Raw genomic sequence first — 25,995 nt, forward strand, 5'->3', positions numbered from 1 at the left:
TTTCCCTTTCTGAAAAGACCAATAATTGAGCATTTAGTTTTTGTTTAACAAAAACGTATGTTTTTCAATCGATTGTATGTTTTTCGCACAATAAAAAAGGTAAATTAAAATGACTAATGGCGAAAATTACGCCTTACAACCTGAAATTCGGCACCATTCATCACGTGCAACAACTGGGTCTAATGCCAATTCGTCGCTGTAATATGTGGAGACGTCTTCAGCTTGAATTTCTAATACACCAGAAATTGCTAGCTTGCCGCCCGACTTCACAAGGCTTTTTATTACTGGTGAAAGTTCACGTAATGGACCCGCAAGAATGTTTGCAACAACCACGTCTGCTTGTACGTCGGTAGGCTGATCTTTAGGTAGGAAAAGCTCTAATTTATCAGAAACACCGTTACGTTCTGCGTTATCGCGTGATGCTTGGATTGCTTGTGGATCGATATCGATACCAATCACTTTCTCTGCACCAAGCTTAAGTGCTGCAATGGCTAGAATGCCAGAGCCACAACCGAAGTCGATAATGGTTTTTCCAACTAAATCTTGACCGTCAAGCCACTCTAAACATAACGACGTTGTTGGGTGAGTACCTGTACCGAATGCTAGACCTGGGTCAAGTAGTACATTAACAGCATTTGGTTCTGGTGCTTCACGCCAGCTTGGGCAGATCCATAAACGACGACCAAAACGCATTGGGTGGAAATTAACCATCCACTCACGTTCCCAATCTTTATCTTCTAATTGCTCAACTTTGTAAGCAAAATCGTCAGCAATTAGAGGGCTGTTCTTTAGCATGTTCAGCACGAAATCCATGTCGGCTTCAGCATCATATAAACCAATAACATCAGTATCACCCCACAGGCGAGTTTCACCTGGCATTGGTTCGAATACTGGTGTGTCTTGTGCGTCAAGGAAAGTGGCAGATAAAGCCCCCGTTTCTTCCATTAACATATCGCCAATCGCTTCAGCATTTTCAGCATTTGCGTTTAGTTTGATTTGAATCCAAGGCATGGTTAATTCGCTTATTATTTGGCTACGGTTTGAACATAAGGGCGAGATTCTAGCATGAAATTTCAGCAATCCACACCTATAGTACGTAATCACATCAGCCGTTTTTATTGATATAAAAAAAGATAGCACCGTTGGCGCCATCTTTAAGATGTATTGCAGAGACTTACCTGAATCAATGTTGCGGTGCGGTTACCATCGCCGGTTTGGTAAGGCTGCCAAGCACAAAAGCAATCAGCCCAATGCCCAATGTCGGCACGATGGCATGTAACCCGCCTAAGTCAGGCTTAATAACCGATAGGCTAATATAACACGCTAGACCGGATATCATTGACGCTAACGCCCCTGTCGCCGATGCCTTTTCCCAGTATAACCCGAGCACGAGTGGCCATAAGAACACCGCTTGCATGCCCCCAAAGGCTAATAGATTTAACCAGATGATCATGTCGGGCGGGTTAGTTGCGGCAATAAAGACCAAAATAGAAAAAATTCCGGTTACCCACAACGATAGCTTAGAAAGGTGCTTGTTGGCGTTAGGTCCTTCAGCGGCTTTGGGGTTGATGTAATTGAGGTACAAATCTTTCAGTAAGGTAGCCGAGGCTTGGATCAGTTGTGAGTCAATGCTCGACATAATAGCCGCCATAGGGCCCGCCAAGAAAATACCTGCAACCCAAGGGGACAAAACGGTCATCATCAAGGTGGGCATGATCTGATCTGGGCTGGCAATGTCGGGCACGATAGCACGACCTAATGCGCCGGATAAATGCATGCCTAACATGAGGAAAGCCACCATTGCAGTGCTTATCACCATTCCTCTATGCAATGAACGGCTGTCTTTATATGCCATACAGCGTACAGCTGCGTGAGGAAGGCCTATCACCCCAAAGCAGACTAGAATCCAGAAGCTCAACATAAAAGGCTGGCTTAGAAAATTATCAGGACCAAAGGGGGTAATCAATGATGGGTCAATGTGATGTAATTCCGTTATCAGTTCACCGACACCGCCACCGACATGCACCACTCCTGCTAGCAGGGCAATGGTGCCAATAATCATCATAACCCCTTGCAACGTATCGGTCATTGCAACGGCACGAAATCCGCCAATGGTCGTATACAAGCCAACAGTCACAGCAAAGATCATTAACCCTTGTGAATAGGGTAATCCGGTGACCGTTTGTAATAAGCGTGCACCACCTACAAATTGCACCACCATGGTGCCAAAGAAAGCGAGCAATAACGCTAAAGAAGCGAAGATGACGACGGCTTTATTTTTATAGCGCGCATATAAAATATCATTAAGGGTTAAGGCATTATGTCGCCGGGCTTCAATGGCGAATTTTTTCCCAAGTACTCCCAGCGTTAACCACGCAGCAGGAAGCTGGATCATGGCAAGTAATACCCAACCGAGTCCCATTTTATATGCGGCGCCTGGCCCGCCAATAAACGAGCTGGCACTGGAATAGGTTGCTGCTAATGTCATGGCTAATACAAAGCCACCCATGCTGCGATTGCCAAGCAGGTATTCGTTTAAGAAGCCTTTAGATGAGGTACTTTTACGTTGACTGAAAAATGCCAAGGCAAACACAGCGAGCAAATAGATCGCTAAAGGAATGAGTATTTGGCTATTCATGATCACTGTCCTTTTCAATTTCGAGAGACATATCTTGGTAGATGAACTTGACCATTAAGCCGCACAGTACCGTGAAGAGAATGGGGCCAATAATACAGGCGAGTAAAAACCACAGCGGAAAGCCCCAATAGAGCTCTGGCAGAGTTGTTGTAATCTCTGTCGATGAGAAAGCATAGGCCGAAATATACCACCAGATGAAATAGGCAATCGCTAAGCCTACCGCCCATTTAGCTTCTTTATGAGCCTGACGATAACGCGCAGAGAGTGTTTTCATGCACTGTTGTCTCCAATAGTGTTGGCACTACTTCAAAGGGATTGAGAGAAGGAGAGTAATGCTCATACAAATGAAAAAGGGGGGTATTGTGGCAAAAGTTATTTATCAGTACCACTGACCTGTATCAATTTGTCAGAAAATCGTGTCGAAGAAAAAGGAAATAACCGTGAAATAGAGGGCAAATATAGTGAAAGGCACATAAAAAAGGCTACCCAAAGGTAGCCTCGATTTTTTATTCACGCGTTTATCGCGAAATTATTGTAGACCAAGTTTCTTCTCTAGATAGTGGATGTTTGCACCACCATGCTGGAAGTTTTCATCTGCCATAATTTCTTGCTGTAGCGGGATGTTGGTTTTAATACCATCGATGATTGATTCACCTAATGCGTTACGCATACGTGAAATTGCCACATCGCGGTTTTCACCGTATGAAATCAGCTTACCGATCATGGAGTCATAATGCGGTGGTACTGTGTAGCCTGAGTAAATGTGAGATTCCCAACGAATACCCATGCCACCTGGCGCGTGGAAGCGCGTGATTTTACCTGGGCAAGGTAGGAAACGCACAGGATCTTCAGCATTGATACGACATTCGATAGCATGGCCACGAATTTGAATATCAGATTGGCTGAATGATAGTGGCTGACCGGCAGCAACACGAAGCTGTTCTTTGATCAGATCAACGCCAGTTACCATTTCGGTTACTGGGTGCTCAACCTGAATACGGGTGTTCATTTCAATGAAGTAGAACTCACCGTTTTCGTATAGGAATTCAAACGTACCAGCGCCACGGTAACCGATTTCGATACAAGCACGCGTACAACGTTCACCGATGTACTTACGCATCTCTTCTGTGATGCCTGGGGCTGGTGCTTCTTCAACAACTTTCTGGTGGCGACGCTGCATTGAACAGTCACGCTCACCTAAGTGAATAGCATTACCTTGACCATCAGCCATGATCTGAACTTCGATATGACGAGGGTTTTCAAGGAATTTCTCCATGTAAACCACATCGTTATTGAAGAACGATTTAGCTTCAGCACGTGTCATCGCAATAGCTTCTGCTAGTTCAGCTTCAGTGCGAACAACACGCATACCACGACCACCGCCGCCACCAGATGCTTTGATGATGACAGGGAAACCAATACGCTTAGCAAAAGATTTGTTTCTTGCTTCGTCGTTATCTAATGGACCATCAGAACCCGGCACACAAGGAACGCCCGCTTTTTTCATTGCGGTAATTGCTGACACTTTGTCACCCATCATGCGAATAGTTTCCGCTTTAGGACCAACAAAGATAAAGCCAGAGCGCTCTACTTGTTCTGCAAAATCAGCATTCTCAGACAAGAAACCATAACCAGGGTGAATTGCAACTGCCCCTGTGATTTCTGCTGCACTAATGATGCGTGGAACATTCAAATAGCTTTCAGTACTTTTGGCAGAACCAATACATACCGTTTCGTCTGCAAGCAATACGTGCTTAAGATCGCGGTCAGCTGTTGAGTGGATCGCAACAGTCTTAATGCCTAATTCTTTACAAGCACGTAGAATACGAAGGGCAATTTCGCCTCGGTTCGCAATAACTAATTTATCTAACATAATAGGCCTCTGTTACTCGATGATAACAAGAGGCTGATCGAATTCGATAGCGTCGCCGTCTTCAGCAAGAATAGCAGTAACCACACCTGCTTTATCAGATTGGATTTGGTTCATCATTTTCATCGCTTCAACGATACAAAGCGTGTCACCAACGTTTACAGATTGACCCACTTCAACAAATGATTTTGCTTCAGGGCTTGGCGCACGGTAGAAAGAACCTACCATTGGAGAAAGAACTTGGTGGCCTGCAGGTTCAGCGGCAACAGGTGCTACTGGCGCAGCCGCTTCTACAGGTGCTGCTTGAGCTGGTGCCGCAAATTGAGGTGCTGCCATGTACTGCTGTGAAGGTAATGCAGATGCAGGTATATTACGGCTGATGCGTACTGATTCTTCACCTTCAGAGATTTCTAATTCAGTAATACCAGATTCTTCAACCAGTTCAATTAGCTTTTTAATCTTACGAATATCCATCTATCTTTCTCTTTTTATGTTGTTCAGTTAGCTTTCTGATTGCAGGCGTCTTACCGCAGCATTCAGGGCGAATTCATAACCATCTGGACCAAGACCGCAAATAACACCGACTGCTTTATCTGATAGATAAGAGTGATGGCGGAATGGTTCTCTTGCGTGAACATTAGATAAATGCACTTCAATAAATGGAATTGCGACACCGAGTAGAGCATCACGAATGGCGACGCTGGTGTGGGTGAACGCTGCGGGATTGATAATAATGAAATCCACATTGCCATGAGCTTGGTGGATTGCATCAATCAATTCATGTTCTGCATTTGATTGAATGTGATCTAATGTGACGCTTAGATTGGTTGCCTTGACAGTTAAATCAGCAACGAGTTGAGCCAATGTGTGATGACCATAGTGGCCTGGCTCTCTGAGACCTAGTAAATTTAGATTAGGTCCGTTAATAAGTAAAATTCGTTTAACGGTCGACATCTTGACGTATATCCACTTGTTTTTGAGGTTTTACTCTAACAACATGCAGTAAACTGCAAAGTTGTATCCCGATGAACTAATTTATACTGCCAAACAATGTTTGTTGAGCGATTATAGAGAAATCACCGCAAATAGCAGCAAAATACTGGTCTAATCACCGAACTTACCGCGTACACTTGTAAGCTGTATGCGTATTCTATGGTTTTATTAGATGACTATTTTTACCGCAAGTTCAGCAGAATAGAGGCGAAAATATAGGGATGGTTCCACTTTTTACACATATTGAAGCTGTTTAATCAATTTGAGTGAGTGATTATTGCTACCGTAATCGACTTGTTTTTTGCATACATTTTTTTAGTGTAGCGGTTTTGTTACGCAGATATCGAGACCAAGGTTTAAAAATTCACACGTACAGCGGTACGTTTTGTAAGCAAATCTTTATTTCAGTTGGTATTACGGTAAAAAAATAGTCAGTGTTATTGCTGCATTTATAAAAAAGCCGCCAGACGGCGGCTTTTTTAAGCGGGTAGTGTGCTGTTATAAAATAGTTTGTTTTTCTGCGATCAGTTTATCAACCACGCTAGGGTCAGCGAGCGTTGATGTATCACCCAAACTTCCAGTATCACCCGTGGCAATCTTACGGAGAATTCGGCGCATAATTTTACCCGAACGTGTTTTCGGTAAGGCATCGGTCCAATGTAGGAAGTCAGGGGTCGCAATAGGACCAATTTCTTTACGTACCCAATCTTTCACTTCTTTATGCAGCTCAGCGCTGGGTATTTCACCATCATTCAGCGTGATATAAGCATAAATTGCTTGGCCTTTAATATCGTGTGGCACCCCAACAATCGCAGCCTCTGCTATCTTATCGAAAGCCACTAATGCGGATTCAATTTCAGCTGTACCCATACGGTGGCCTGAGATATTCAAGACGTCATCGACACGACCAGTGATCCAGTAGTAACCGTCTTCATCTCGACGTGCGCCATCACCGGTGAAATACATACCTTGGAAGGTTGAGAAGTAAGTTTGTTCAAAGCGTTCATGGTCACCCCATAAAGTACGCATCTGCCCAGGCCATGAATCAACCATAACCAAGTTACCTTCAGCGACACCTTCTAAGATATTCCCCATATTATCAACGATGGCTGGCTGAACACCGAAAAATGGACGAGTGGCAGAACCAGGTTTTAGCGCTGTCGCGCCAGGTAATGGCGTAATTAAGATACCGCCTGTTTCTGTTTGCCACCATGTATCAACAATAGGGCAACGGCTGTCGCCAATGGTACGGTGATACCATTCCCACGCTTCTGGATTAATGGGCTCGCCGACTGATCCCATAATACGCAGTGAGGATCGTGACGTACCCTTAATCGCTTCTGTGCCTTTTGCCATTAATGCACGGATGGCTGTTGGTGCAGTATAAAGAATACTGACATTATGCTTATCAACCACTTCACTCATACGGCTGGTTGATGGGTAGTTTGGCACACCTTCAAATAGCACGGTTGTCGCACCGTTAGCCAGCGGGCCATACACCAAGTAACTGTGACCGGTGATCCAACCAACATCGGCGGTACACCAGTACACATCCCCTTCTTGGTAATCGAAAACATATTTAAACGTCATGGTGGCATACACTAAGTAACCACCTGTTGTGTGAAGAACACCTTTAGGTTTACCGGTCGATCCTGAGGTATATAGAATGAAAAGAGGATCTTCTGCATTCATTTCTTCAGGCTCACAGTGAGAAGACACGATTGCTGTTGCTTCATGCCACCACACATCACGTTCACTGTGCCACTCAACATTGCCACCTGTACGTTTCAGTACCATGACTTTTTCGATACTTGTGACACCTTTATTGGCTAAGGCATCATCGACATTCTTTTTCAGCGGTACTGCGCGACCAGCACGAACGCCTTCATCGGCAGTAATAACGACTTTTGCGTTGGAATCAATAATACGACCAGCAAGTGCTTCTGGAGAGAAACCACCAAATACAATGGTATGTATCGCCCCAATTCGTGTACAAGCCAGCATGGCAATTGCCGCTTCTGCCACCATAGGCATGTAAAGACACACCACGTCGCCTTTGCGTACGCCTTGGCTTTTCAGTGCATTAGAGAACTTACAAACTTGTTCGTGTAATTCGTTATACGTGAACGTGGCATCATCGGTAGGATCATCGCCTTCCCAAATGATGGCGGGCTGATCGCCGCGGGTCGCGAGGTGGCGGTCAAGACAGTTTGCAGAAACGTTCAGTGTGCCATCTTCAAACCAGTTAACACTGACATGGCCAGTATCAAAAGAAGTGTGCTTCACTTTAGTGAATGGTTTGATCCAGTCAACAATCTGACCGTGTTCGCGCCAGAAACCTTCAGGGTTGATAACCGATTGTTGGTACATCTCACGATATTGTTCATCATTTACGTGGGCTGTAGCTGCAATCTCTTGATTGACTGGATAAACATGAACTTCACTCATCGTACTCTCCTTAGTGTTTCCGTTTTTTTGTCCAATCTGGGACCGGATAATATCGTTTGTCGCTATTGATACTAACTTCCGATAGATCAACGTTTGCCACAATTAGACTTTAGGATTAGAGATCATGATCAATGTAGACATTGTAGGTATTACATCGAAATTACATAGAAAATCTTGCACCGCACAAGGCTTCTTGCATTATTTACGCTGAACGAAGCGTCGGAAAATCACCGTGTTTTAGCCGTACATAAATCAAAGCGGCAGTAATCGTATCTTCGAGCGCGTCATGCCGCTCTGGTACTGGAAGGTCAAGGTGGCGGCTAATGGCTTCTAAACTTAGATCGTAATAAGCATTCGGAAGAAGCCGTTCTAAACGGTCATGATACAGGTGGCTCACCTCTACCAATTTATTGGGTAATGCAAAACCAAATAACCGTCGGTAATAGCGATCCAAAATCGTTTTGTCATAGCGAATGTGATAACCCACTAAAGGGCGATTACCAATAAAATTAAGCAGTGTGGTTAAGGCCTCTTTTTCACCTAACCCTGCGCGTAAATCTTGATGGCGAATGCGATGAATCGCGATCGAGTTTGCATCTAAACTGCTTGGTGCTCTTAGGGTCAAATGGATCGATTTACTGGTGAGTATGCGATTGTTTTTAATAACGGTTGCCGCAATGGTAACCAACTCTGCACTGTGCGGATCAAGGCTGGTGGTTTCACAATCTACAGAGACAAGTTCATCACCCTGATAGCGATTAAAGAGCTGACCATAAGGGTTATCTTTTAATTTTCGCTGATACCAATAACGTCGTAATAGGTTCATCATTAATCCCTTATTTGGTAATGATAACTGAGCCATTCTTTAAACTTCTTTACCACATGAAGGCTGTGGCGCAGTAGGTCTCGTTCAGCACGACTAAGGTCACTGACGTTCAATTGCTGGCTTTGTCCACCAGCTTGGTGGTTAAGCTGTTGGCGTAAACGGGTTCTGATGAATAGTTTAAGGGCTTCGCTTAAATTAGACGCTGTGGTTGGCTCTAAGACTTTGCGCAATTCGAGTTGATGAATGCGTTCAAAGGTATTATTGGGTTCAATATTATTTTCTAAGGCTAATGCCCGAATACCATGAACGATTGGAAAGATCCCACCCCGTTTAATATCGACTCCTTGCTTGGTTGATTTTATTTTGCCAAATAGAGTTAAAGGTACGCTGAAGCGCAAAGCAGGACGAGTAAAAGTAGATAACAACAGTTCTTTTTCTGCTAACTGCTGATGCAAATAGGTTTGCAGTGGATTGAGTAAAACGCGATTGCCTGCGACAGCATGACTATCGGCAAGTATCGCTAAATCCATCATGGATTCTTCGGTTGCTTGTTGGCAAGAGCGACTAATCGTATGTAACCATTCACTTTGTGATTTCACCCATTTAGGGTTGTTCACCATGACTTTCCCTGGGCAAAGTGGATAGCCGAGTTGTTGTAATGTAAGGGTTAATTTATCCATGACATTGGCACAATCTGGCCAATCGACACCATCTTGAATAATGAGTGCATTATCTTGATCGGTTTTTAAAATTTGTTCACCACGTCCTTCAGATCCCATTACAACGAAGCAGCAATAATTGTGCATTGTTGGCGGGACAATTAATTGGAATGCTTTTTCGATAATCTGTTCATTTACCGAGGCGATCAGTTCCATCACAAATAGCGTGTGAATGCCGTTATTAAACAAGGTAGCCACTAAACGTTGTTGGCTACTGGCTGCTAGCGATAATTCTTCAATGGTTTCAGCACGTGCAATGCGTAATGTTAGTACATGAGAGTGGGTGGAAAATAAGCTCAAGACTTGTGTTAAATCTAACATGCCAACAACTTGCCCAGCATCAAGCACTTGTACCCGTTTCACTTTATGACGGGTCATTGCAATCATGGCATTAAACAAAAAATCATCTTTGTTGACGCTAATAACTGGCGTCGTGGCGATTTGACTAACAGGAGTGTCAGAAGGCAGTTGGTCTAACATTACCGCATGCAGTAAATCGGTGCGGGTAACAATGCCATATTGCGGTGTTGAATTAAGTGCGACCAGAGCGGCATCGAAGCCTTGGGTGCGCATTTTTTCTGTCACCCGTTTTAAGTCGGTGTCATGGGGCACAATTAGGCAGGGTTGAATGTTGTCATCATCCACTTTTGTCAAAATGAATTCGGCGAGATTTTGTTGGCGCTGTGCCTCTTCAATTAAATTTTGACGACGTGCTAAATTATTATCGAAATAGGCGGCGAATTGCCCGTTAGAACGATACAGCTCGATGAAAATTTCACGAGGTAAGAGATAACAGAGTGTATCTTCTAGCGCGATATAATCATGACGGCTTTTATTTTCAAGCTGAGCACGTACATCGAACATATCGTCAGTAACGTAATGGGCATAGGTTTCCGTACCATCAGAAGAGGTTTCTTCAACACCTCCCTTAATGATAATAAACAAATGGTTGCAAGCTTCACCGGTTGTGATGATTTTATTGCCTTCACGGTAATAAGCGACATCTAATGCATCTTTCAGCATTTTTTGCTGAGCATGATGAAGACGATCAAAGGGTGTGACTGATGTGTCGAATTTATCCGGCATGCTATACCTCGTCTTAGAACCTATTTCTTCATATAACCTATTACTTCATATAGCCAGTGTCGCCGATGCAGGCGATAAGCTCTAGACGACTTTAGTCTATACCCAAGCTACCTCAAAATGCAGGGTTCAGAGTGACCTCAACGTGTTTAATTCAAGGAAAATATGTGTAGGAATGGCACTCCCTTTCAAACATATTTGACACTGAAGTAGACACGTTGAGTCACTCCCGAAGGGCGAGTTTTATTGGGCTCTATACGGTGTTGCTCATTTTCAACGTAGAACCACTAGGTCTATAAATGAGCGCCTAGCCTAGATCCCAATAAATTCTCGCTGAAACGAGCACCTTGAGGTAGCTTGGGTATATGAGCCATCGCGCCATTTTTATTGTGGCTGTTGGTGAGGTGTTTGAAGGCGCGATCAATATGCAAGGTCCCGTATATTTAAAGGGGGAAAAAGAGATTGAAAGATTTGCCTTATTTATCTTTGGGGTTATGGCGATAGGTTGGGCATAATGTCGGCATTATTTCCTATTATGCATTTTGGAATTGGCATGTTTCGTAGTAGTCCCTATGGATGGACCTCGCAATATCTGTTTGGTTTTTTCTTCACTTATGGTGTTTACCTTCCTTTTTGGGCGTTGTGGTTTGCGCATTTAGGGGTGGATGCTTCTGATATTGGTTTATTGCTGGGTTTAGGTCTTGGAGTTCGCTGCGTAGCGAATGTTGTGCTGACACCGCGCATTCATAATGTGGAGCACCTCATTCCAGCCTTGCGTTGGTTTACATTAGCCTGCCTGATTGCTTGTGTTATTTATATTTTCTGTGGCGGTAGCCTGTGGGCGTTAGCGGCGGTCACGGTGTTGTTTAACTTGGCTGCTGGGCCAATTATTCCACTTTCTGATGCATTAGCTAATTTCTATGCAAAAGGGAAACACCTTGATTACGGGCGTACTCGCTTGTGGGGGTCAATTGCCTTTATTGCTGGTTCAACTATTGTTGGGATCTTAGCGGCTAAATATGGGGCGAGTGTTATTCCTTGGGTTGCGATTGCAGGCTTGGTGGTGGCATTATTACTTTCAATGCGAACTCCTGCCATTGTCCCGGTTGAAATTGAACATCATGACCAGCCCCGCCCAGCGTTAATCGATATCATCAAAAATAATAGCGTTATGCGGTTTTTAATTATTGTAGCCTTGTTGCAAGGTAGTCATGCGGCCTACTACAGTTTCAGTGCGATTTATTGGAAAGAAGTCGGTTATAGCGAAGCCATTATTGGTTACCTGTGGAGCTTTAGTGTGGTTGCTGAAGTGTGCGTATTTGCATTTAGTCAGCGTTTGTTTGCTAAGTGGAGCGTCGGCATGATGTTTCGCCTCGCGGCTGTAGGCGTATTACTACGCTGGGGTGTAACCGCAACCATGACAGAGTTGCCAGCACTGGTGATGGCACAAGCGCTGCACGGTGTGACTTTTGCGGCGGCACACTTAGCGGCGATTCGTTATATTCAGCATGCTAAAAGCAATCAGATGGTGGCATTACAAGCCCTTTATAATGCATTGCCATTAGGGGCATTTATGGCAATTATGACAGCACTCAGTGGTTGGTTATACGGTTTGTGGGGCGCGAATCTTTTCTGGTTAATGGCTGTAATGGGTATTCCAGTATTACTGATGAAAATTGAATCAAAACCACACAGTAATGATCAGTCTTCTGAGTTAGCACAACCTATGTCGACAAATTAAGAGAGTAAGACATTGTTCTTCTAGTCTTAATTGACCATTTTTAACGTATTACAGATCGGCACAGAAAGAACTGTGATCTACCCTGATTGGTGTAGTTAACCAGATTGGTTAGTATGGGTTAACTTATCGTTAACACAATCAGGAAGTATCATGGCGCAAGGATGGATCGTCGTGCCGGTCTCGTTAGCCTATTTAGGGCTGCTGTTTTTTATCGCGTGGTATGGCGATAAGAAAATCAAATGGATGGCAAAATATCGCCCGTGGATTTATAGCTTATCCATCGCGGTGTATTGTACCTCGTGGACCTTTTATGGCACGGTTGGTCAAGCCAGCCAAAATACTTGGTCATTCCTGCCTATTTATCTTGCCCCTATTATTGTTTTCACCCTCGGTTGGCGCATTCTTGCCCGCTTGATCTTAATTGCGAAACGCGAGCACATTACGTCTATTGCTGATTTTATCGCGGCACGTTATGGCAAGTCTCAAGGATTAGCGGTATTAGTCACAATTATCGCCGTTGTGGGTATTCTGCCTTATATTGCTTTGCAGCTGCGTGCGATTACGATGGGGCTTGATCAAATCGCGCCTAGTTTAGGCAGCGGGATGGGCATTAATGAAATGGACACCGCGTGGTTGGTCACCCTTGCATTAGCCGCTTTCACGGTGTTATTTGGTACCCGCCATATTGATACCACTGAACACCACCGCGGCATGATGATGGCTGTTGCATTTGAATCATTGGTGAAACTCGCCGCCTTCTTGATTGTGGGTGTTTTTGCAGTGGGCTTGTTATTTGAATTACCTGATTTACAAGTGGTTAAAGCATCGTATTTAGAATCATCAACGCCAAATATGGGCAGCTTGTTGATTCATACCATACTGACGATGGCGGCAATTATTTGTTTGCCTCGCCAGTTTCACACCATTGTGGTCGAAAATAGTCGGGCGCAAGATTTACATAAAGCCCGTTGGATTTTTCCGTTATACCTCGTGTTGATGGGGATCTTTGTTTTACCGCTGGCATTAGCCGGACAAGCGCTGATGATGCCCAGTGTGTCTGCTGATACGTATGTGATAAGTCTGCCTTTACAGCAAGGGGCTGAAAGTATTGCGCTGCTGGCTTTTTTAGGAGGCACATCGGCTGCTAGTGGCATGGTGATTGTATCGACCATTGCGTTGGCGATTATGGTTTCCAATGACTTAGTTTTACCGTTAGTTTTACGCCGTTTAAGAGTGTCTGGAAAAAACTTTAGTGCCTTCTCTGGGTTGCTACTGAATGTACGCCGAGCATTGATTTTATTATTGTTACTATCGGCTTGGGGTTTTTATCAGATACTCGATAATATTCCATCACTATCAGCGATAGGTTTGTTGTCTTTTGCTGCCATTGCGCAATTTGCACCGGCATTGTTGGGCGGTATTTATTGGCGAAAAGGGAATAAAAAAGGCGTTTATGCTGGTTTGTTTGGTGGCTCAATTATTTGGGTTATTACCATGATGGCTCAAACAAGCATGTTGGCAGGTAATGCTGATACAAATGTTTTACTTTGGTTACTTACCCCACCGCAAATCCCTGTATTACAGAGTATTACATCGGTTGATTGGGGCATGTTACTCAGTATTTTAGCGAATGTGACCTTATATACGTCGGTATCATTGATGACTCGTTCGTCGTTGACTGAACGATTACAAGCGGCAACGTTTGTTGGTGCCCCGTTACCTGAAGCTGAAAATGCGAGCTTATATCAGACGCGTGTCACCGTGGCAGAATTAGAAATGTTAGCGGCACGTTTTGTCGGGCGTAAACGTGTACATCATGCTTTTCGTCAATTCGCAGAACAGCATCAAGATCCATTATTACCTCAACAGCAGGCATCTGGCGTATTAATTCGTCATACCGAGCGAGTACTTGCTGGGGTATTTGGGGCATCTTCTGCTCGTCTGGTATTAACGTCTGCGTTGCAAGGGCGAAATATGCAGCTTGAGGAGGTAGCCACCATTGTAGATGAAGCCTCTGAACTGTTCGATTTCAGCCGAGGTTTATTGCAAGGGGCTATTGAACATATTAGCCAAGGTATTACTGTCGTAGACAAGCAATTAAGGCTGGTGGCATGGAATCAACGTTATCTTGAGCTATTTACCTTTCCTCCGGGCTTAATTCAAGTGGGCCGACCTATTGCGGATGTGATCCGGCATAATGCGATGGAGGGATTATGTGGATCCGGCGATCCTGAAAAGCATGTTGCCAAACGGGTAGAGCACTTGCTGCGAGGTACTGCGCATACGTCTTCCCGTGTTCGTGCTGATGGGCAGGTTATCGAAGTACAAGGTAACCCGATGCCGGGCGGTGGTTTTGTGATGAGCTTTATTGATATCACCGCTTTTCGTCAAGCAGAGCAAGCGTTGAAAGATGCCAATGAACACCTAGAAGCACGGGTACAAAAGCGAACCCAAGAGCTGGAACAATTGAATCGCCGTTTGGTAAATGCAACCCAACAAGCGGAGCAACAAGCCCAATCAAAGAGTCGATTCTTAGCCGCTGTGAGTCATGATTTGATGCAGCCGTTAAATGCCGCACGTTTATTTTCATCTTCGCTATCAGAGCTTGCGAAAGAAGATGAAACTATTAAGTTGTCACGCCATATTGAAAGTGCCCTCGGTGCTGCAGAAGATTTGATTGGTGACTTATTGGATGTGTCGCGACTAGAAGCGGGCAAACTACAAGTGAATGTTCATCCATTCCCTATCCGTGAAGTACTCGATACTTTGAGTGCTGAATTTGGTGTTTTGGCAAAACAACAGGGCATTCAATTCGAAGTGCTGAAAAGTAACGCCGTCATTGTGTCCGATCCTAAATTATTGCGCCGTGCATTACAGAACTTTTTAACCAATGCATTTCGTTATAACCCACATGGCAAAGTGTTATTAGGTGTGCGCCGAATTAAAGGTAAATTACAGATTGAAGTCTGGGATAACGGCCCTGGTATTCCTCTTGAAAAGCAGACGGATATTTTTGATGAATTCACGCGTATTCAAACGAGTGGTGCAGATCACGGATTAGGGCTGGGGTTGGCAATTGCCCGTGGGATCAGTCGGGTGCTTGATCACCCGTTATCGCTACGTTCATGGCCAGGTCAAGGCACTGTTTTTGCTCTTTCTGTTCCTCGTGGGGTATTAACTCAAAAACAACAAACAGTGATCTCTCAACAAGCGACAGAAAAGACAGCACCACTGAATGGAGTACGTGTGCTCTGCGTCGACAATGAGCCTGAAATATTACTAGGGATGGAAACGTTACTAGTGAGATGGGGCTGCGATGTGCGTTTAGCTGAAAGCGTTGTAGGCACTATTCAGCAACTGGAAGATGGTTGGGTGCCAGAATTTGTCTTAAGTGATTATCACTTAGCTAACAACCAAACCGGATTACAAGTTTTACAGCAATGCAGTTTACGTTTGGGTAAAACCTTCAAAGGGGCAGTGATAAGCGCCGACCGTACACCAGAAACTCAGCAAGCGATTCGAGGGCATGGTTTTAGTTTTATTAGTAAACCCGTAAAACCTCTAAAGTTACGTGCTTTATTGAATCAGCGTATGAAAAGTGCAATAAAAAGCTAATTAATATGGCTTGAGCATTGGATGAATAGATAAAAGAAAACGGAGCAGAGTGCTCCGTTTTTGATTCTAGCCAACGTATTACTTACGCTGTGAGTTTCTTATCAACACATGTTTTAGCTATTAATGGTCATGTGCTTCACCCGCACCTTTAGGGTAGCGAATCGATTCAACCATATCTTGAACATCTTTCGGTACTTCAGCGGTGAACTTGTTAACCACAATGGAAACTACGAAGTTCAGACACATACCTAGCGTACCAATACCTTCAGGACTTATACCAAAGAACCAGTTATCAGGCGTGCTTGCTGCTGGGTTGATAAACTTGAAGTAGATGATGTATGAGGCCGTAAACGTAATACCCGTTAGCATGCCTGCAATCGCACCTTCTTTGTTCATCTTCTTATAGAAGATACCCAAAATAATCGCTGGGAAGAAAGAGGCAGCCGCTAAGCCGAACGAGAAGGCAACAACCTGAGCAACAAATCCTGGTGGATTAATACCAAGGTAACCGGCTCCGACTATCGCGAGAGCTGCACCGATACGTGCTGCTAATAGCTCCTGTTTATCGGTCATGTCGGGCTTGAAGCCTTTCTTTAACAAGTCATGTGATATCGAGGTCGAGATAACCAGCAATAGCCCTGCAGCGGTTGATAATGCTGCGGCTAGGCCACCAGCTGCCAACAATGCCACTACCCAATTAGGTAAATTAGCTAACTCGGGGCTTGCCAGTACGATGATGTCGCGGTTGATATTCATTTCGTTACGTTCATCGCCCGAATAGAACATTTTACCGTCGTTGTTCTTGTCTTCCCACGTAACTAGGCCGGTTTTCTCCCAGTTTTTAACCCAGCCTGGTGCTTGTTCTGCTGATACACCTTGCATGTCAGAGCCGTTGATTGTCTCAATCATATTGATACGAGCAAACGCGGCAACTGAAGGTGCGGTGGTATAAAGTAGCGAAATGAATAGCAGTGCCCAGCCCGCAGAAATACGTGCATCTTTCACGCGAGGAACCGTGAAGAAGCGAATAATAACGTGCGGCAAACCGGCAGTACCTACCATCAATGCAGAACAGATAAAGAATACGTCAACCATACTCTTTGAACCATCGGTGTAGGCGGTGAAACCTAACTCTGTGGTTAATCCATCAAGCTTATCAAGTACGTATGTTTCAGACCCTGTTAGCGTAGAACCTAAACCAAGCTGTGGGATACTGTTACCCGTCATCATGATTGACGTAAATACCGCAGGAACAAGGAATGCAAAAATGAGAACACAAAATTGTGCAACCTGCGTGTAGGTAATGCCTTTCATGCCACCCAGTACGGCGTAGAAAAATACGATACCCATACCGATGATGATACCCATGTTGATATCAACTTCGAGGAAGCGGGCAAATACAACCCCAACCCCACGCATTTGACCTGCTACGTAAGTAAACGAAACGAAGATGGCACAAAAGACAGCTACCATACGTGCAGTTCTAGAATAGTAACGCTCACCAATAAAATCAGGCACAGTAAACTGACCAAATTTACGTAAGTAAGGCGCAAGACATAGTGCGAGTAGTACATAACCACCCGTCCAGCCCATTAGGTATACACCGCCATCGTAACCGACAAATGAGATGATACCTGCCATTGAAATAAACGATGCTGCCGACATCCAGTCAGCTGCGGTAGCCATACCATTCGCAATAGGATGAACCCCACCGCCAGCAACATAGAACTCACTTGTGGTTCCTGCGCGTGCCCAAATGGCTATACCGATATACACCGAAAAGGTGAGACCCACTAAAATAAACGTCCAGGTTTGGATATCCATAACTAACCTCTTAGTCTTCTTGTACGTTGAATTTACGATCGAGTGCATTCATGCGCACTACGTAGACAAAAATCAGTACCACAAAGGTATAGATGGAACCCTGTTGCGAGAACCAAAACCCTAATTTGAAGCCACCGATTTGGAAGTTGTTAAGAACATCGACAAATAAAATGCCGGCACCGAACGAAACCATGAACCAAATAGTGAGTAGGTAAGCCATTGTACTGAGGTTTTCTTTCCAGTAGGCCTTGGCCTGCTCCTTGGATTCAAACGCCATTGTCATCTCCTTACACGTCATGTTAATAATCGCGGCAAATACGCGTTAATAAAATGTTACAGAAAGACAATAGCAACGATCTCACAAGTAAACAGTGCAACTTTAGTCGTGCTAGAAACAAAAAAATCGCCCAGAAACAGGCGATTTTGTGAGGTGAGGTGGAAATTCAGTATGTTAATGATTTGTTGTGTTAGCCAAAGGTCTAAGTCATTAAATAAAAATCTTTGATGCCAATAAGCAGGTTGTTGACTGCCACAGCTGCAAGGATTAACCCCATCACTCGGCTAATAATCGCAGCCCCGACATTACCGATATATTTCTGGATCTTATTTGCCCCAAGCATTAAGAACAACGTGACTAATAAAACACTCAGCATCACCAATGTCGTGACCATTTGATCGCCCAGCGAGTAACGGTTGTTATCCGTTAACATTACCACGGCCATCATGGCTCCAGGTGATGCAATGGAAGGCACAGCTAAAGGGTATACCGCTAAACTACCTAACTCAGAGTGCTGAACTTCTTGCTCACTTAGCTTACATTCTTGATCAACTTTACCTTCGCCAAAGATCATGGTTAGGGCGAAAAGTAGCAGAACAAGCCCCCCTGCTGCTTGGAAAGCAGGCAGAGGTATTTGCATCGCTTCCAGTAATATCTGACCGATAATAATAAAGAACAATAAAATGCCAGCAGAAATAGCAATGGCTTTTAGTGCGACTAAGCGGCGTTGTTGTGCATTTAGGTGGCTGGTTTGAGCAAGGTATACGGGCACTGAGCCGATAGGATCGACAACAGCCCAAATGAGGACAAACTGGGTGAGAAGGACGCTGAGCAAAATAACCCCCTAAATTAAAATCGTTAATAGTGTGAAAGAATGATGACTTTTACTGGTTTTTTCTATGATATTAATGATGTTAGCAAAAATATATGCTTTTAAGGGGGTTATTTTGATATTAAATTGTATTTAAATTTGTCAGAGTTGAATAATCACCTCTATTTACAGTGGGTAATAGATGATTATTGCTTTCTGTGCGGTTTTGAAATGAAATTATGTTGAAGTCGCTGTTTTTGTGTGTTTTTTGAAAGGTATTTTCAGGTATTAACGAAGATAAATTAATACCTGATGTTTTTATAACCTATTGGGCTAAATCCATTTGCTGCAAGAGAATCACGGCTTGAGTACGATTCTTAACGCCGAGTTTGCGAAAAATAGCGGTCATGTGAGCTTTGATTGTTGCTTCTGATACATTCAACTCATACGCAATTTGCTTATTAAGCAAACCATCAGACAGCATGCATAACACTTTATATTGCTGGGGAGTTAATGAGGCTATTTTCTGGGCAAGGTCATTAATTTCATCATCTTCATCCCCGAGCCCTTCAGGAAAAAAGGGTTCTCCTTCGAGCACTTGATGTAGGGCGCTGATTAGCGCGCGCATATCACTTGATTTAGGAATAAAGCCAAATGCACCGTGGCTGCGAACCTGCTTTACAACCGTAACCTCTTCACTGGCAGATATCACAACGATGGGCAGGTCTGGATATTGGTTACGCAGTTGAATTAAACCTGACATGCCATTCGCGCCCGGCATTTTTAAATCGAGCAGCAATAAATCTACATCATGTTCTTTTTCTAATAAGCTGAGCAGAGTATCAAGCGACTCAGCTTCGAGTAGATTGGCACCACTGATCGCCATATGCACCGATTGAAAAAGTGCATTACGAAACAAGGGGTGATCATCAGCGATAACAATCGTGTATTGAGCGTCCATGGCTACCTTTTCATTATTATTTTTAGTTACGCTATCACTGCTATAAAACCAGATCAATTCGTTAACACTCAAGATAAGAGCTAGATCAGTCCTTTGGTTAACCGTGATGTAATGCATGATGAAATTGTAGTTAAGTTGTTTAAACATATAGTCGCTATGTTATGAGGGAATGTAATTATTAATGAACCAAGAGATGATCCGAAAAATTGATCAACGAAATGATGGCCAACGTTATTTTGAGCAACAACAATTTCAACGTCAGGAGCAGGGCTGGAAGTTAATTATTGGTACTTCGGTATTGTTATTAGCGTTAGTGGCCGTAGAGTTGTTTTGGTTGGTGCCAACGGTGACCAGTGCGAGTAAATCTGCTTTTAGTGGATTTGTTGCGGTGATTGGTATTATTTCCTTTGTGCTCTGGCTCGTTGCTCAGGCCGTACCATTTAAAGTGCGCTGGCAAAGTGTTTCCGTCGCGCTGGCGTGTTTATTGGGTGGTGGATGGGCGCTGCTCTTTCCATTACTGATCCAGCAATCTCACTTTTTTAGCGTTTATGCTTACAGTGATCTGTTTATATTTCTTTCGGTCATTGCGTTTTTTAGTTACCGACCTGCACTGTATCTGGCAGTTTTACCTATCCTCTGTTCGTTATTAGTAACGGATATGTACTTTGGTGATACCAATAATGCGGTAACATTTCTGAGTATGGGTAGCCGACTGATCATTATTATTGTGGTGCGAGAGTGTCTTTATCATTGGTTTCATGCCTCAGTCTGGCATGAATTTGAAGAGAAGCGCTTACGCAAGGAGCTGGCATCGGTGGCCTTGATCGATCTGGTTACTGGGCTGCAAAATGATAAACACTTTGAGCTAATGCTGGATCGGGAAATGATGGCCGCTCGCCGTCATAACAGTGATCTCACCGTGATGATGATTAATATTGAGCCGATGAATTTGTATGCAATGACGTGTGGTCATCAGGCTTGTGACGACTTACTTAAGCGCGCCACCAAAGGATTACGGCGCGGGGTGTATCGCCCACGGGATTTTATTGCCCGTGTCGGTAGCAGTGAATTTGCTTTATTGCTGCCAGATACCGATGCTTCCGGTGCAGAAATTGTTGCCGAGCGTATGCAAAGACATGTCCATCGTTGCTGCGATATGTTGGTGAAAGGGGAGTTAGAACAACCAATGGCCGTCATGATTACCATTGTGGAATGGGCACCAAACGTAAATGTGAGAACAATGCGCAGGTATATGCGGGATGCTCGTAGTCAGTTAAACCTTGATGAGCCGCAGAAGTGCGCAGATAGCGTGTCGTATTATGATCCCGTGAAGTATCGTTGAATATAAAAAAAGAGCACATCATGTGCTCTTTTTTTTATCGCTTTTATCTGACTCAGTTAGCGAGTCGTTGCTTATCTAAGTGATTGAGAAAGGGTTTAGCTTTCATAAATCCCGTCAATCGAGCATTAGGCACTCGGTTTCCCTGACCATCCCAGAAATCGAGAGTCGGTAAGCCTAGTACGTCTAGTTCCTGTAGTAGCTTGATGTCTTGCGGTGAGCTCTTTGTCACATCCGCTTGCAGCAAAACAAACTTGTTTAACTCGGGCATAACTGAGGCATCATGGAAGGTGTACTTTTCAAATTCTTTACACGCCACACACCAATCCGCGTAAAAATCTAACATCACGGGTTTGCCTTGTGCTTTTGCCGCAGCTAATGCGCTATTAAGCTCGTCGATATTGGCGATACGTTGAAATTCTATGTTATTTGACTCACTTGTTGTTGTTGGTTGCGTGCCTGTAATGGCTTGATACAAAGGCTGGGTTGCAATGAATAACCCCAAGATAGCCACAACAGCCAATGTACTGCTACGCCATGATGCCGGCATGGTGGTTTTGATGTGATACAACCAACCAAATGCTGCAATGCCCAATGCAGACCATAAATAAGGCACCCACTGATGCGGTAAAATGCGCTCTAGTAAGAAAATAGGCACGGCTAATAAAATAAACCCGAAGAATATTTTTACATGGATCATCCAGTTGCCCGCTTTGGGTAGTAGCTTGTTACCAAACATAGCGGCAAGAATCAGAGGGATCCCCATACCGATGGCGAGTGCATACAGAGCGATGGCACCCGTTAGTAAATCACCACTTTGTGCGACATACATTAAGGCGCCAGATAATGGGGCAGTTGTACACGGTGAGCAGACTAAGCCAGAGATTGCCCCCATCGCAAATACGCCACCGATACTGCCACCTTTTTGCTTGTTGCTTAGGCCACTTAACCATGTTTGCACACTGCTTGGTAGCTGTAAGTTATAAGCCCCAAACATAGACAGTGCGAGTAATATAAACATGACGCTTAATGCAATTAATACATAAGGGTGCTGCAGTGCTGCTTGGAATTGCATGCCAGCAGAAGCAACCACTAACCCTAATAAGGTGTATGTCAGCGCCATGCCTTGCACATAAATAAAGGCCAGTCGAAATACCCGACCTTGGCTAAGTTTACCGCCACCTAACACAATACCGGTCAGGATTGGGTACATCGGAAGTACACATGGCGTAAACGCTAAACCTACACCTAAAGCAAGGAACAAGAAGGGGGTCCACCATTGAGCAGCAAGATCGCTAGCCAGTTGATCTTGTTGCGTGGCAGGTGCTGCAGTCGTTGCCGAGTTTGTTGCTGCAAGGCTTGAAGTCTTGGCTGGTTGTACTGTTGGTGTTATGGCAGACGTTTGAGCCTGCTGGTCAGTACCTTCACGAGTATCTATGTTATCTGGCGTGTTAGTACTCACTTTCGCTTTTGAGCCTATAACTGCTGATAGTGGTACTTGACGAATTTCTGGCGGGTAGCAAAATCCAGCCTTGGCACAGCCTTGATAACGCACGGTGAGTGTCGAGTTACTTGTGGCTTCAATAATGGGCACCGTCACTGTTAATGGGTCGGTATAAATATTTACTTGCCCAAAGAATTCATCTTTGTATGGTTTGCCTGGAGGAATGTCAATCTGACCTAACTGCGCATCATTGGCGGTAACAGACAATTGGTGCTGGTACAGGTAGTAACCCGGTTTAACTTGCCAATCTAGGTAAACACGATCGCCTTGTTGGCTAAAATTAAACGGAAATGCCTCATCAACGGTGACAAATTTATTGGTGCTTTGAGTATCATTGAAGAGCCCTGATAGCGAAAATTCTGCTCGTGTTGGTAAGCTAAATACACTAATTAGTAGGGTTCCCAGTATTAAAACGAGGGAAACGATACGGGACATCCCGCGATTTTTGCTCAATCCAATCATGCTTATTTGACTCTTCTACAGGCGAACCCAGATTAGGTTATTTTATCTATTAGGAACATATTAATGACATTAACGTGTCGTTCTCGTTAGCGCCATGGTTATAACTATACTCTCTAGGACCGCCTTTTAAACATATTGGTTTCATTGTAAGGCAATCAATTTATGTTCCTGCAAGTGCATTTCGCATGAAATCGATAAAACACGTGATATGGTTTGGTACATACCCCAAGCGTTGATACAGCATATAAATGGGACGTGATGGGGAATACCAGTCATCCATCATGGTGGTGAGCGTGGCTTTTTCTAGGGCGTCTGCTACTACATAGTTAGGTAAACACGCGATACCTAATCCGCTTATTGCTGCTTGTTTTACACTATTTAAATCGGCAATCGCCATGCGCACAGGGGAATTGATCCAGATCGTTTCCGGGTGTGCGACATCCGTTTTACAAGTGAGTGCCCACTCAAACTCTGGCACTGTAGCTAAGCGAGAATGGTGGTTTAATTCATCTGGGTGATGCGGTATACCATATTGTGCAAGATATTCTGGTGATGCGACGAGGGTACGTTGTGATTCGCCAATTTTAGCGGCAGAAAAACTGGAATTCGGTTGTTGCCCCACTCGAAAAACAACGTCGTATTGCTCTGGGCTGTAATCATGGTGTTGATTCGATAAATGATTAAGCGAAAGTGTGACTTCTGGGTAAAGCGCCAAAAACTGATTGAACAATGGCATGAGCTGATACGTCAGCAAACCTACAGGGGCAGAGATCCTCAATGCCCCTCTCGGGTTTGAGCTGCTGGTATCCATTAATTCACTGGTCGTGGCTTGTAATTCGTCAAGCAATGGCTGGCAGCGTTCAAAGTAATTTTGCCCTAATGGGGTTAATGCCACATTGCGACTATCGCGAATAACCAGTTGGCTACCAAGGGTATCTTCTAGTCGTTGTAATCGACGGCTCAGGGTCGCTGGGGGGATGTCTAACGCATTGGCTGCTGCTCTAAAACTTCCATGCTGGGCTATCGCAATCAGAGCGCGTAGGTCGTCTAGCTTCATACCATTTTTGCATCGCTGCATAACGCTTTTACCTCTATCGCAGGGCTTATCTAATCTACTATTATAAGTGTTCAGGCTTTCCTGTCTTAAGCCTGAACTGTAACAAACTGAGACATATCAAATAAGTTGTTGGGGAATAATAGCTTGTTTGGCTCGAACAAAGACGATGGGAATCCGTGTTTGTTCATGGTCTTCGCCCTAGGATGGGGCGGAGATTTAATTCTTCACTTTACTGCTTTGTGAGCAACCTGCTCAATTTACGTCTTCAAAATTATCATCAGGCAGATCTTGCTGTCTTCAATACCTATTCTACTCAACCTTTGATATCTCTAGCATGTCGTATTATCTCTGTATTTATCTAGCATCGACTGACTATTCATTACCATTTCATACTAATTAAAATAAAGTTATGTATCTAGAATGGTATGAATAGAAGCTGACGAGTGAGACGTACTCTACATAAAAGAAAAAGGCCACCCGAAGGTAGCCTTATGCGTATCTGATTGTTTAGCGATTAAAGAATCATGCCGCCAATCAAGAAGCCTAAACCTACTGACGTAGAGATAGTGACCACACCTGGAATAAAGAACGGGTGGTTAAATACAAGGTTACCGATACGTGTAGAGCCTGTGTCATCCATTTCAACCGCAGCTAGTAGCGTTGGGTAAGTAGGAAGTACGAACAGTGCACTTACTGCTGCAAAAGATGCGATAGCAGTAAGAGGAGCAACACCGATAGCCAATGCTGCAGGCATTAGTGCTACAGTGGTTGCGCCTTGAGAGTAAAGCAGCATAGATGCAAGGAACAAGATAAGTGCTAGCATCCATGGGTAGTCACTAAGTAGTGAACCCGCTACTTCTTTAATGCCATCAACGTGTGAGTTAACGAATGTAGAACCTAACCATGCCACACCTAATACACAGATACATGCTGTCATACCAGAGCGGAATGTCGGTGCTGCTGCAATTTTAGAAGCATCGATTTTTGTGAAAGTCACGATAGCTGCAGCTGCTGCTAGCATAACGGTCATGATTGCTTCGTTACGACCAAGTGCTGGGTTTTCAATAAGACCCACAGAGCTTGAGATTGCTGCTGCGTAGCAAACAACAAATGCGATAGCGCCAAGGAAGATGTACGTTGCAGGCTTCGCTGTTGGTAGAATCTCACGCTTACCAGAACCTTTAAGCTTGATAAGACCTTTTGCTAGGCGATCTTGATATATTGGATCATCTTTTAGTTCACAGCCTAGGAAGTTAGCAACGAATGCACCAACCATACATGCGATAAACGTTGTAGGAATACAAATCGCAAGCAGTGTTAGGTAACCGATGCCCATAGGTTCAAGCAGGCCAGAGAAGAAAACAACAGCCGCTGAAATTGGTGATGCCGTAATCGCAATTTGAGATGCAACAACCGCAATAGAGAGTGGGCGTGAAGGGCGAATGCCTTGCTCTTTAGCCACTTCAGCAATAACTGGAAGCGTAGAGAATGCAGTGTGTCCTGTACCCGCCATCAGTGTCATAACATATGTCACGATTGGCGCGTAAAAAGTAATGTGTTTAGGATTTTTTCGAAGGAAGTTTTCTGCTAATTCAACTAACCAGTCCATACCACCTGCTACCTGCATTGCTGCAATCGCTGTGATAACTGACATGATAATTAAAATTACATCAACCGGAATAAATGCTTGGCTTGTTGGTACCCCTAAAAATAGCGATAACACAATAACACCAGCACCACCGGCAAGACCGATACCAATACCACCAATTCTTGCGCCTAAATAAATAAACGCGAGAACAACAAATAGTTCTACACCAATCATTAGAT

General features: G+C 44.1%; 20 protein-coding genes. 4 read left to right on the plus strand and 16 right to left on the minus strand.

What is annotated here, in order from left to right; all coding sequences use genetic code 11:
- Window positions 1-126: 126 nt before the first annotated feature.
- From prmA to C9J12_RS22130, 9 genes are all read right to left on the minus strand, one after another.
- Window positions 127-1,011 carry a 50S ribosomal protein L11 methyltransferase gene (gene prmA, locus C9J12_RS22090; protein ID WP_107244670.1) on the minus strand — a complete coding sequence of 295 codons (885 nt, stop codon included), beginning with the start codon at window positions 1,009-1,011 and terminating at the stop codon, window positions 127-129.
- 172 nt (window positions 1,012-1,183) lie between these two features.
- Window positions 1,184-2,638 carry a sodium/pantothenate symporter gene (panF, locus tag C9J12_RS22095; protein WP_107244671.1) on the minus strand — a complete coding sequence of 485 codons (1,455 nt, stop codon included), beginning with the start codon at window positions 2,636-2,638 and terminating at the stop codon, window positions 1,184-1,186.
- On the minus strand, window positions 2,631-2,912 hold the full coding sequence (locus C9J12_RS22100) for a YhdT family protein (RefSeq protein ID WP_011219935.1): 282 nt from the start codon (window positions 2,910-2,912) through the stop codon (window positions 2,631-2,633). The genes panF and C9J12_RS22100 overlap by 8 nt, the downstream gene beginning before the upstream one ends.
- Window positions 2,913-3,167: 255 nt before the next feature.
- Window positions 3,168-4,511 (minus strand): acetyl-CoA carboxylase biotin carboxylase subunit, encoded by a 1,344-nt coding sequence (accC, locus tag C9J12_RS22105; protein WP_107244672.1) that lies wholly within the window; start codon window positions 4,509-4,511, stop codon window positions 3,168-3,170.
- Window positions 4,512-4,523: 12 nt separating this feature from the next.
- On the minus strand, window positions 4,524-4,982 hold the full coding sequence (accB, locus tag C9J12_RS22110; protein ID WP_107244673.1) for an acetyl-CoA carboxylase biotin carboxyl carrier protein: 459 nt from the start codon (window positions 4,980-4,982) through the stop codon (window positions 4,524-4,526).
- Window positions 4,983-5,009: 27 nt separating this feature from the next.
- Window positions 5,010-5,462 carry a type II 3-dehydroquinate dehydratase gene (gene aroQ, locus C9J12_RS22115; protein ID WP_006233731.1) on the minus strand — a complete coding sequence of 151 codons (453 nt, stop codon included), beginning with the start codon at window positions 5,460-5,462 and terminating at the stop codon, window positions 5,010-5,012.
- A gap of 537 nt (window positions 5,463-5,999) precedes the next feature.
- Window positions 6,000-7,949: an acetate--CoA ligase gene (acs, locus tag C9J12_RS22120; RefSeq protein ID WP_107244674.1), complete on the minus strand. Its 1,950-nt coding sequence runs from the start codon at window positions 7,947-7,949 to the stop codon at window positions 6,000-6,002.
- A gap of 202 nt (window positions 7,950-8,151) precedes the next feature.
- A complete protein-coding gene (locus tag C9J12_RS22125) occupies window positions 8,152-8,775 on the minus strand; it encodes a 3'-5' exonuclease (protein ID WP_107244675.1) in 624 nt (207 codons plus the stop codon).
- Window positions 8,776-8,777: 2 nt separating this feature from the next.
- Window positions 8,778-10,580, minus strand: coding sequence for a DUF294 nucleotidyltransferase-like domain-containing protein (locus C9J12_RS22130; RefSeq protein ID WP_107244676.1), 1,803 nt, complete (start codon window positions 10,578-10,580; stop codon window positions 8,778-8,780).
- A 362-nt stretch (window positions 10,581-10,942) separates the two neighbouring features.
- On the opposite strand from C9J12_RS22130, the gene C9J12_RS30800 reads away from it, so the two are divergent.
- The 3 genes from C9J12_RS30800 (at window position 10,943) to C9J12_RS22140 (ending at window position 15,933) form a co-directional block, all read left to right on the plus strand.
- Window positions 10,943-11,092, plus strand: coding sequence for a hypothetical protein (locus tag C9J12_RS30800; protein ID WP_170111847.1), 150 nt, complete (start codon window positions 10,943-10,945; stop codon window positions 11,090-11,092).
- A 38-nt stretch (window positions 11,093-11,130) separates the two neighbouring features.
- Window positions 11,131-12,318, plus strand: coding sequence for a 3-phenylpropionate MFS transporter (locus C9J12_RS22135; RefSeq protein ID WP_170111848.1), 1,188 nt, complete (start codon window positions 11,131-11,133; stop codon window positions 12,316-12,318).
- Between the two features lie 150 nt (window positions 12,319-12,468).
- Complete coding sequence (locus tag C9J12_RS22140) at window positions 12,469-15,933, plus strand: PAS domain-containing hybrid sensor histidine kinase/response regulator (RefSeq protein ID WP_107244678.1); 3,465 nt, start codon at window positions 12,469-12,471, stop codon at window positions 15,931-15,933.
- A gap of 120 nt (window positions 15,934-16,053) precedes the next feature.
- Here the strand turns inward: C9J12_RS22140 and C9J12_RS22145 are convergent, their stop codons facing one another.
- The 4 genes from C9J12_RS22145 to C9J12_RS22160 all read right to left on the minus strand — a co-directional run bounded on the left by C9J12_RS22145 (window position 16,054) and on the right by C9J12_RS22160 (window position 19,806).
- On the minus strand, window positions 16,054-17,757 hold the full coding sequence (locus C9J12_RS22145; protein WP_107244679.1) for a sodium:solute symporter family protein: 1,704 nt from the start codon (window positions 17,755-17,757) through the stop codon (window positions 16,054-16,056).
- Between the two features lie 10 nt (window positions 17,758-17,767).
- A complete protein-coding gene (locus C9J12_RS22150; protein WP_006233724.1) occupies window positions 17,768-18,034 on the minus strand; it encodes a DUF4212 domain-containing protein in 267 nt (88 codons plus the stop codon).
- A gap of 202 nt (window positions 18,035-18,236) precedes the next feature.
- Window positions 18,237-18,869: a MarC family protein gene (locus tag C9J12_RS22155; RefSeq protein ID WP_107244680.1), complete on the minus strand. Its 633-nt coding sequence runs from the start codon at window positions 18,867-18,869 to the stop codon at window positions 18,237-18,239.
- Window positions 18,870-19,170: 301 nt separating this feature from the next.
- A complete protein-coding gene (locus C9J12_RS22160) occupies window positions 19,171-19,806 on the minus strand; it encodes a response regulator transcription factor (protein WP_107244696.1) in 636 nt (211 codons plus the stop codon).
- A gap of 181 nt (window positions 19,807-19,987) precedes the next feature.
- On the opposite strand from C9J12_RS22160, the gene C9J12_RS22165 reads away from it, so the two are divergent.
- The gene (locus C9J12_RS22165; RefSeq protein WP_107244681.1) at window positions 19,988-21,148 is read left to right on the plus strand and encodes a GGDEF domain-containing protein; all 1,161 of its coding nucleotides are present in this window, start codon (window positions 19,988-19,990) and stop codon (window positions 21,146-21,148) included.
- Between the two features lie 52 nt (window positions 21,149-21,200).
- On the opposite strand, the gene C9J12_RS22170 is transcribed toward C9J12_RS22165, so the two are convergent.
- The 3 genes from C9J12_RS22170 to C9J12_RS22180 form a co-directional block, all read right to left on the minus strand.
- A complete protein-coding gene (locus tag C9J12_RS22170; RefSeq protein ID WP_407675698.1) occupies window positions 21,201-23,084 on the minus strand; it encodes a protein-disulfide reductase DsbD in 1,884 nt (627 codons plus the stop codon).
- A gap of 187 nt (window positions 23,085-23,271) precedes the next feature.
- Window positions 23,272-24,189 (minus strand): LysR family transcriptional regulator, encoded by a 918-nt coding sequence (locus C9J12_RS22175; protein ID WP_107244683.1) that lies wholly within the window; start codon window positions 24,187-24,189, stop codon window positions 23,272-23,274.
- 493 nt (window positions 24,190-24,682) lie between these two features.
- A complete protein-coding gene (locus C9J12_RS22180) occupies window positions 24,683-25,990 on the minus strand; it encodes an anaerobic C4-dicarboxylate transporter (RefSeq protein ID WP_107244684.1) in 1,308 nt (435 codons plus the stop codon).
- Window positions 25,991-25,995 lie beyond the last annotated feature (5 nt).

The organism is Photobacterium frigidiphilum, assembly GCF_003025615.1.
GTDB classification, from domain to species: domain Bacteria; phylum Pseudomonadota; class Gammaproteobacteria; order Enterobacterales; family Vibrionaceae; genus Photobacterium; species Photobacterium frigidiphilum.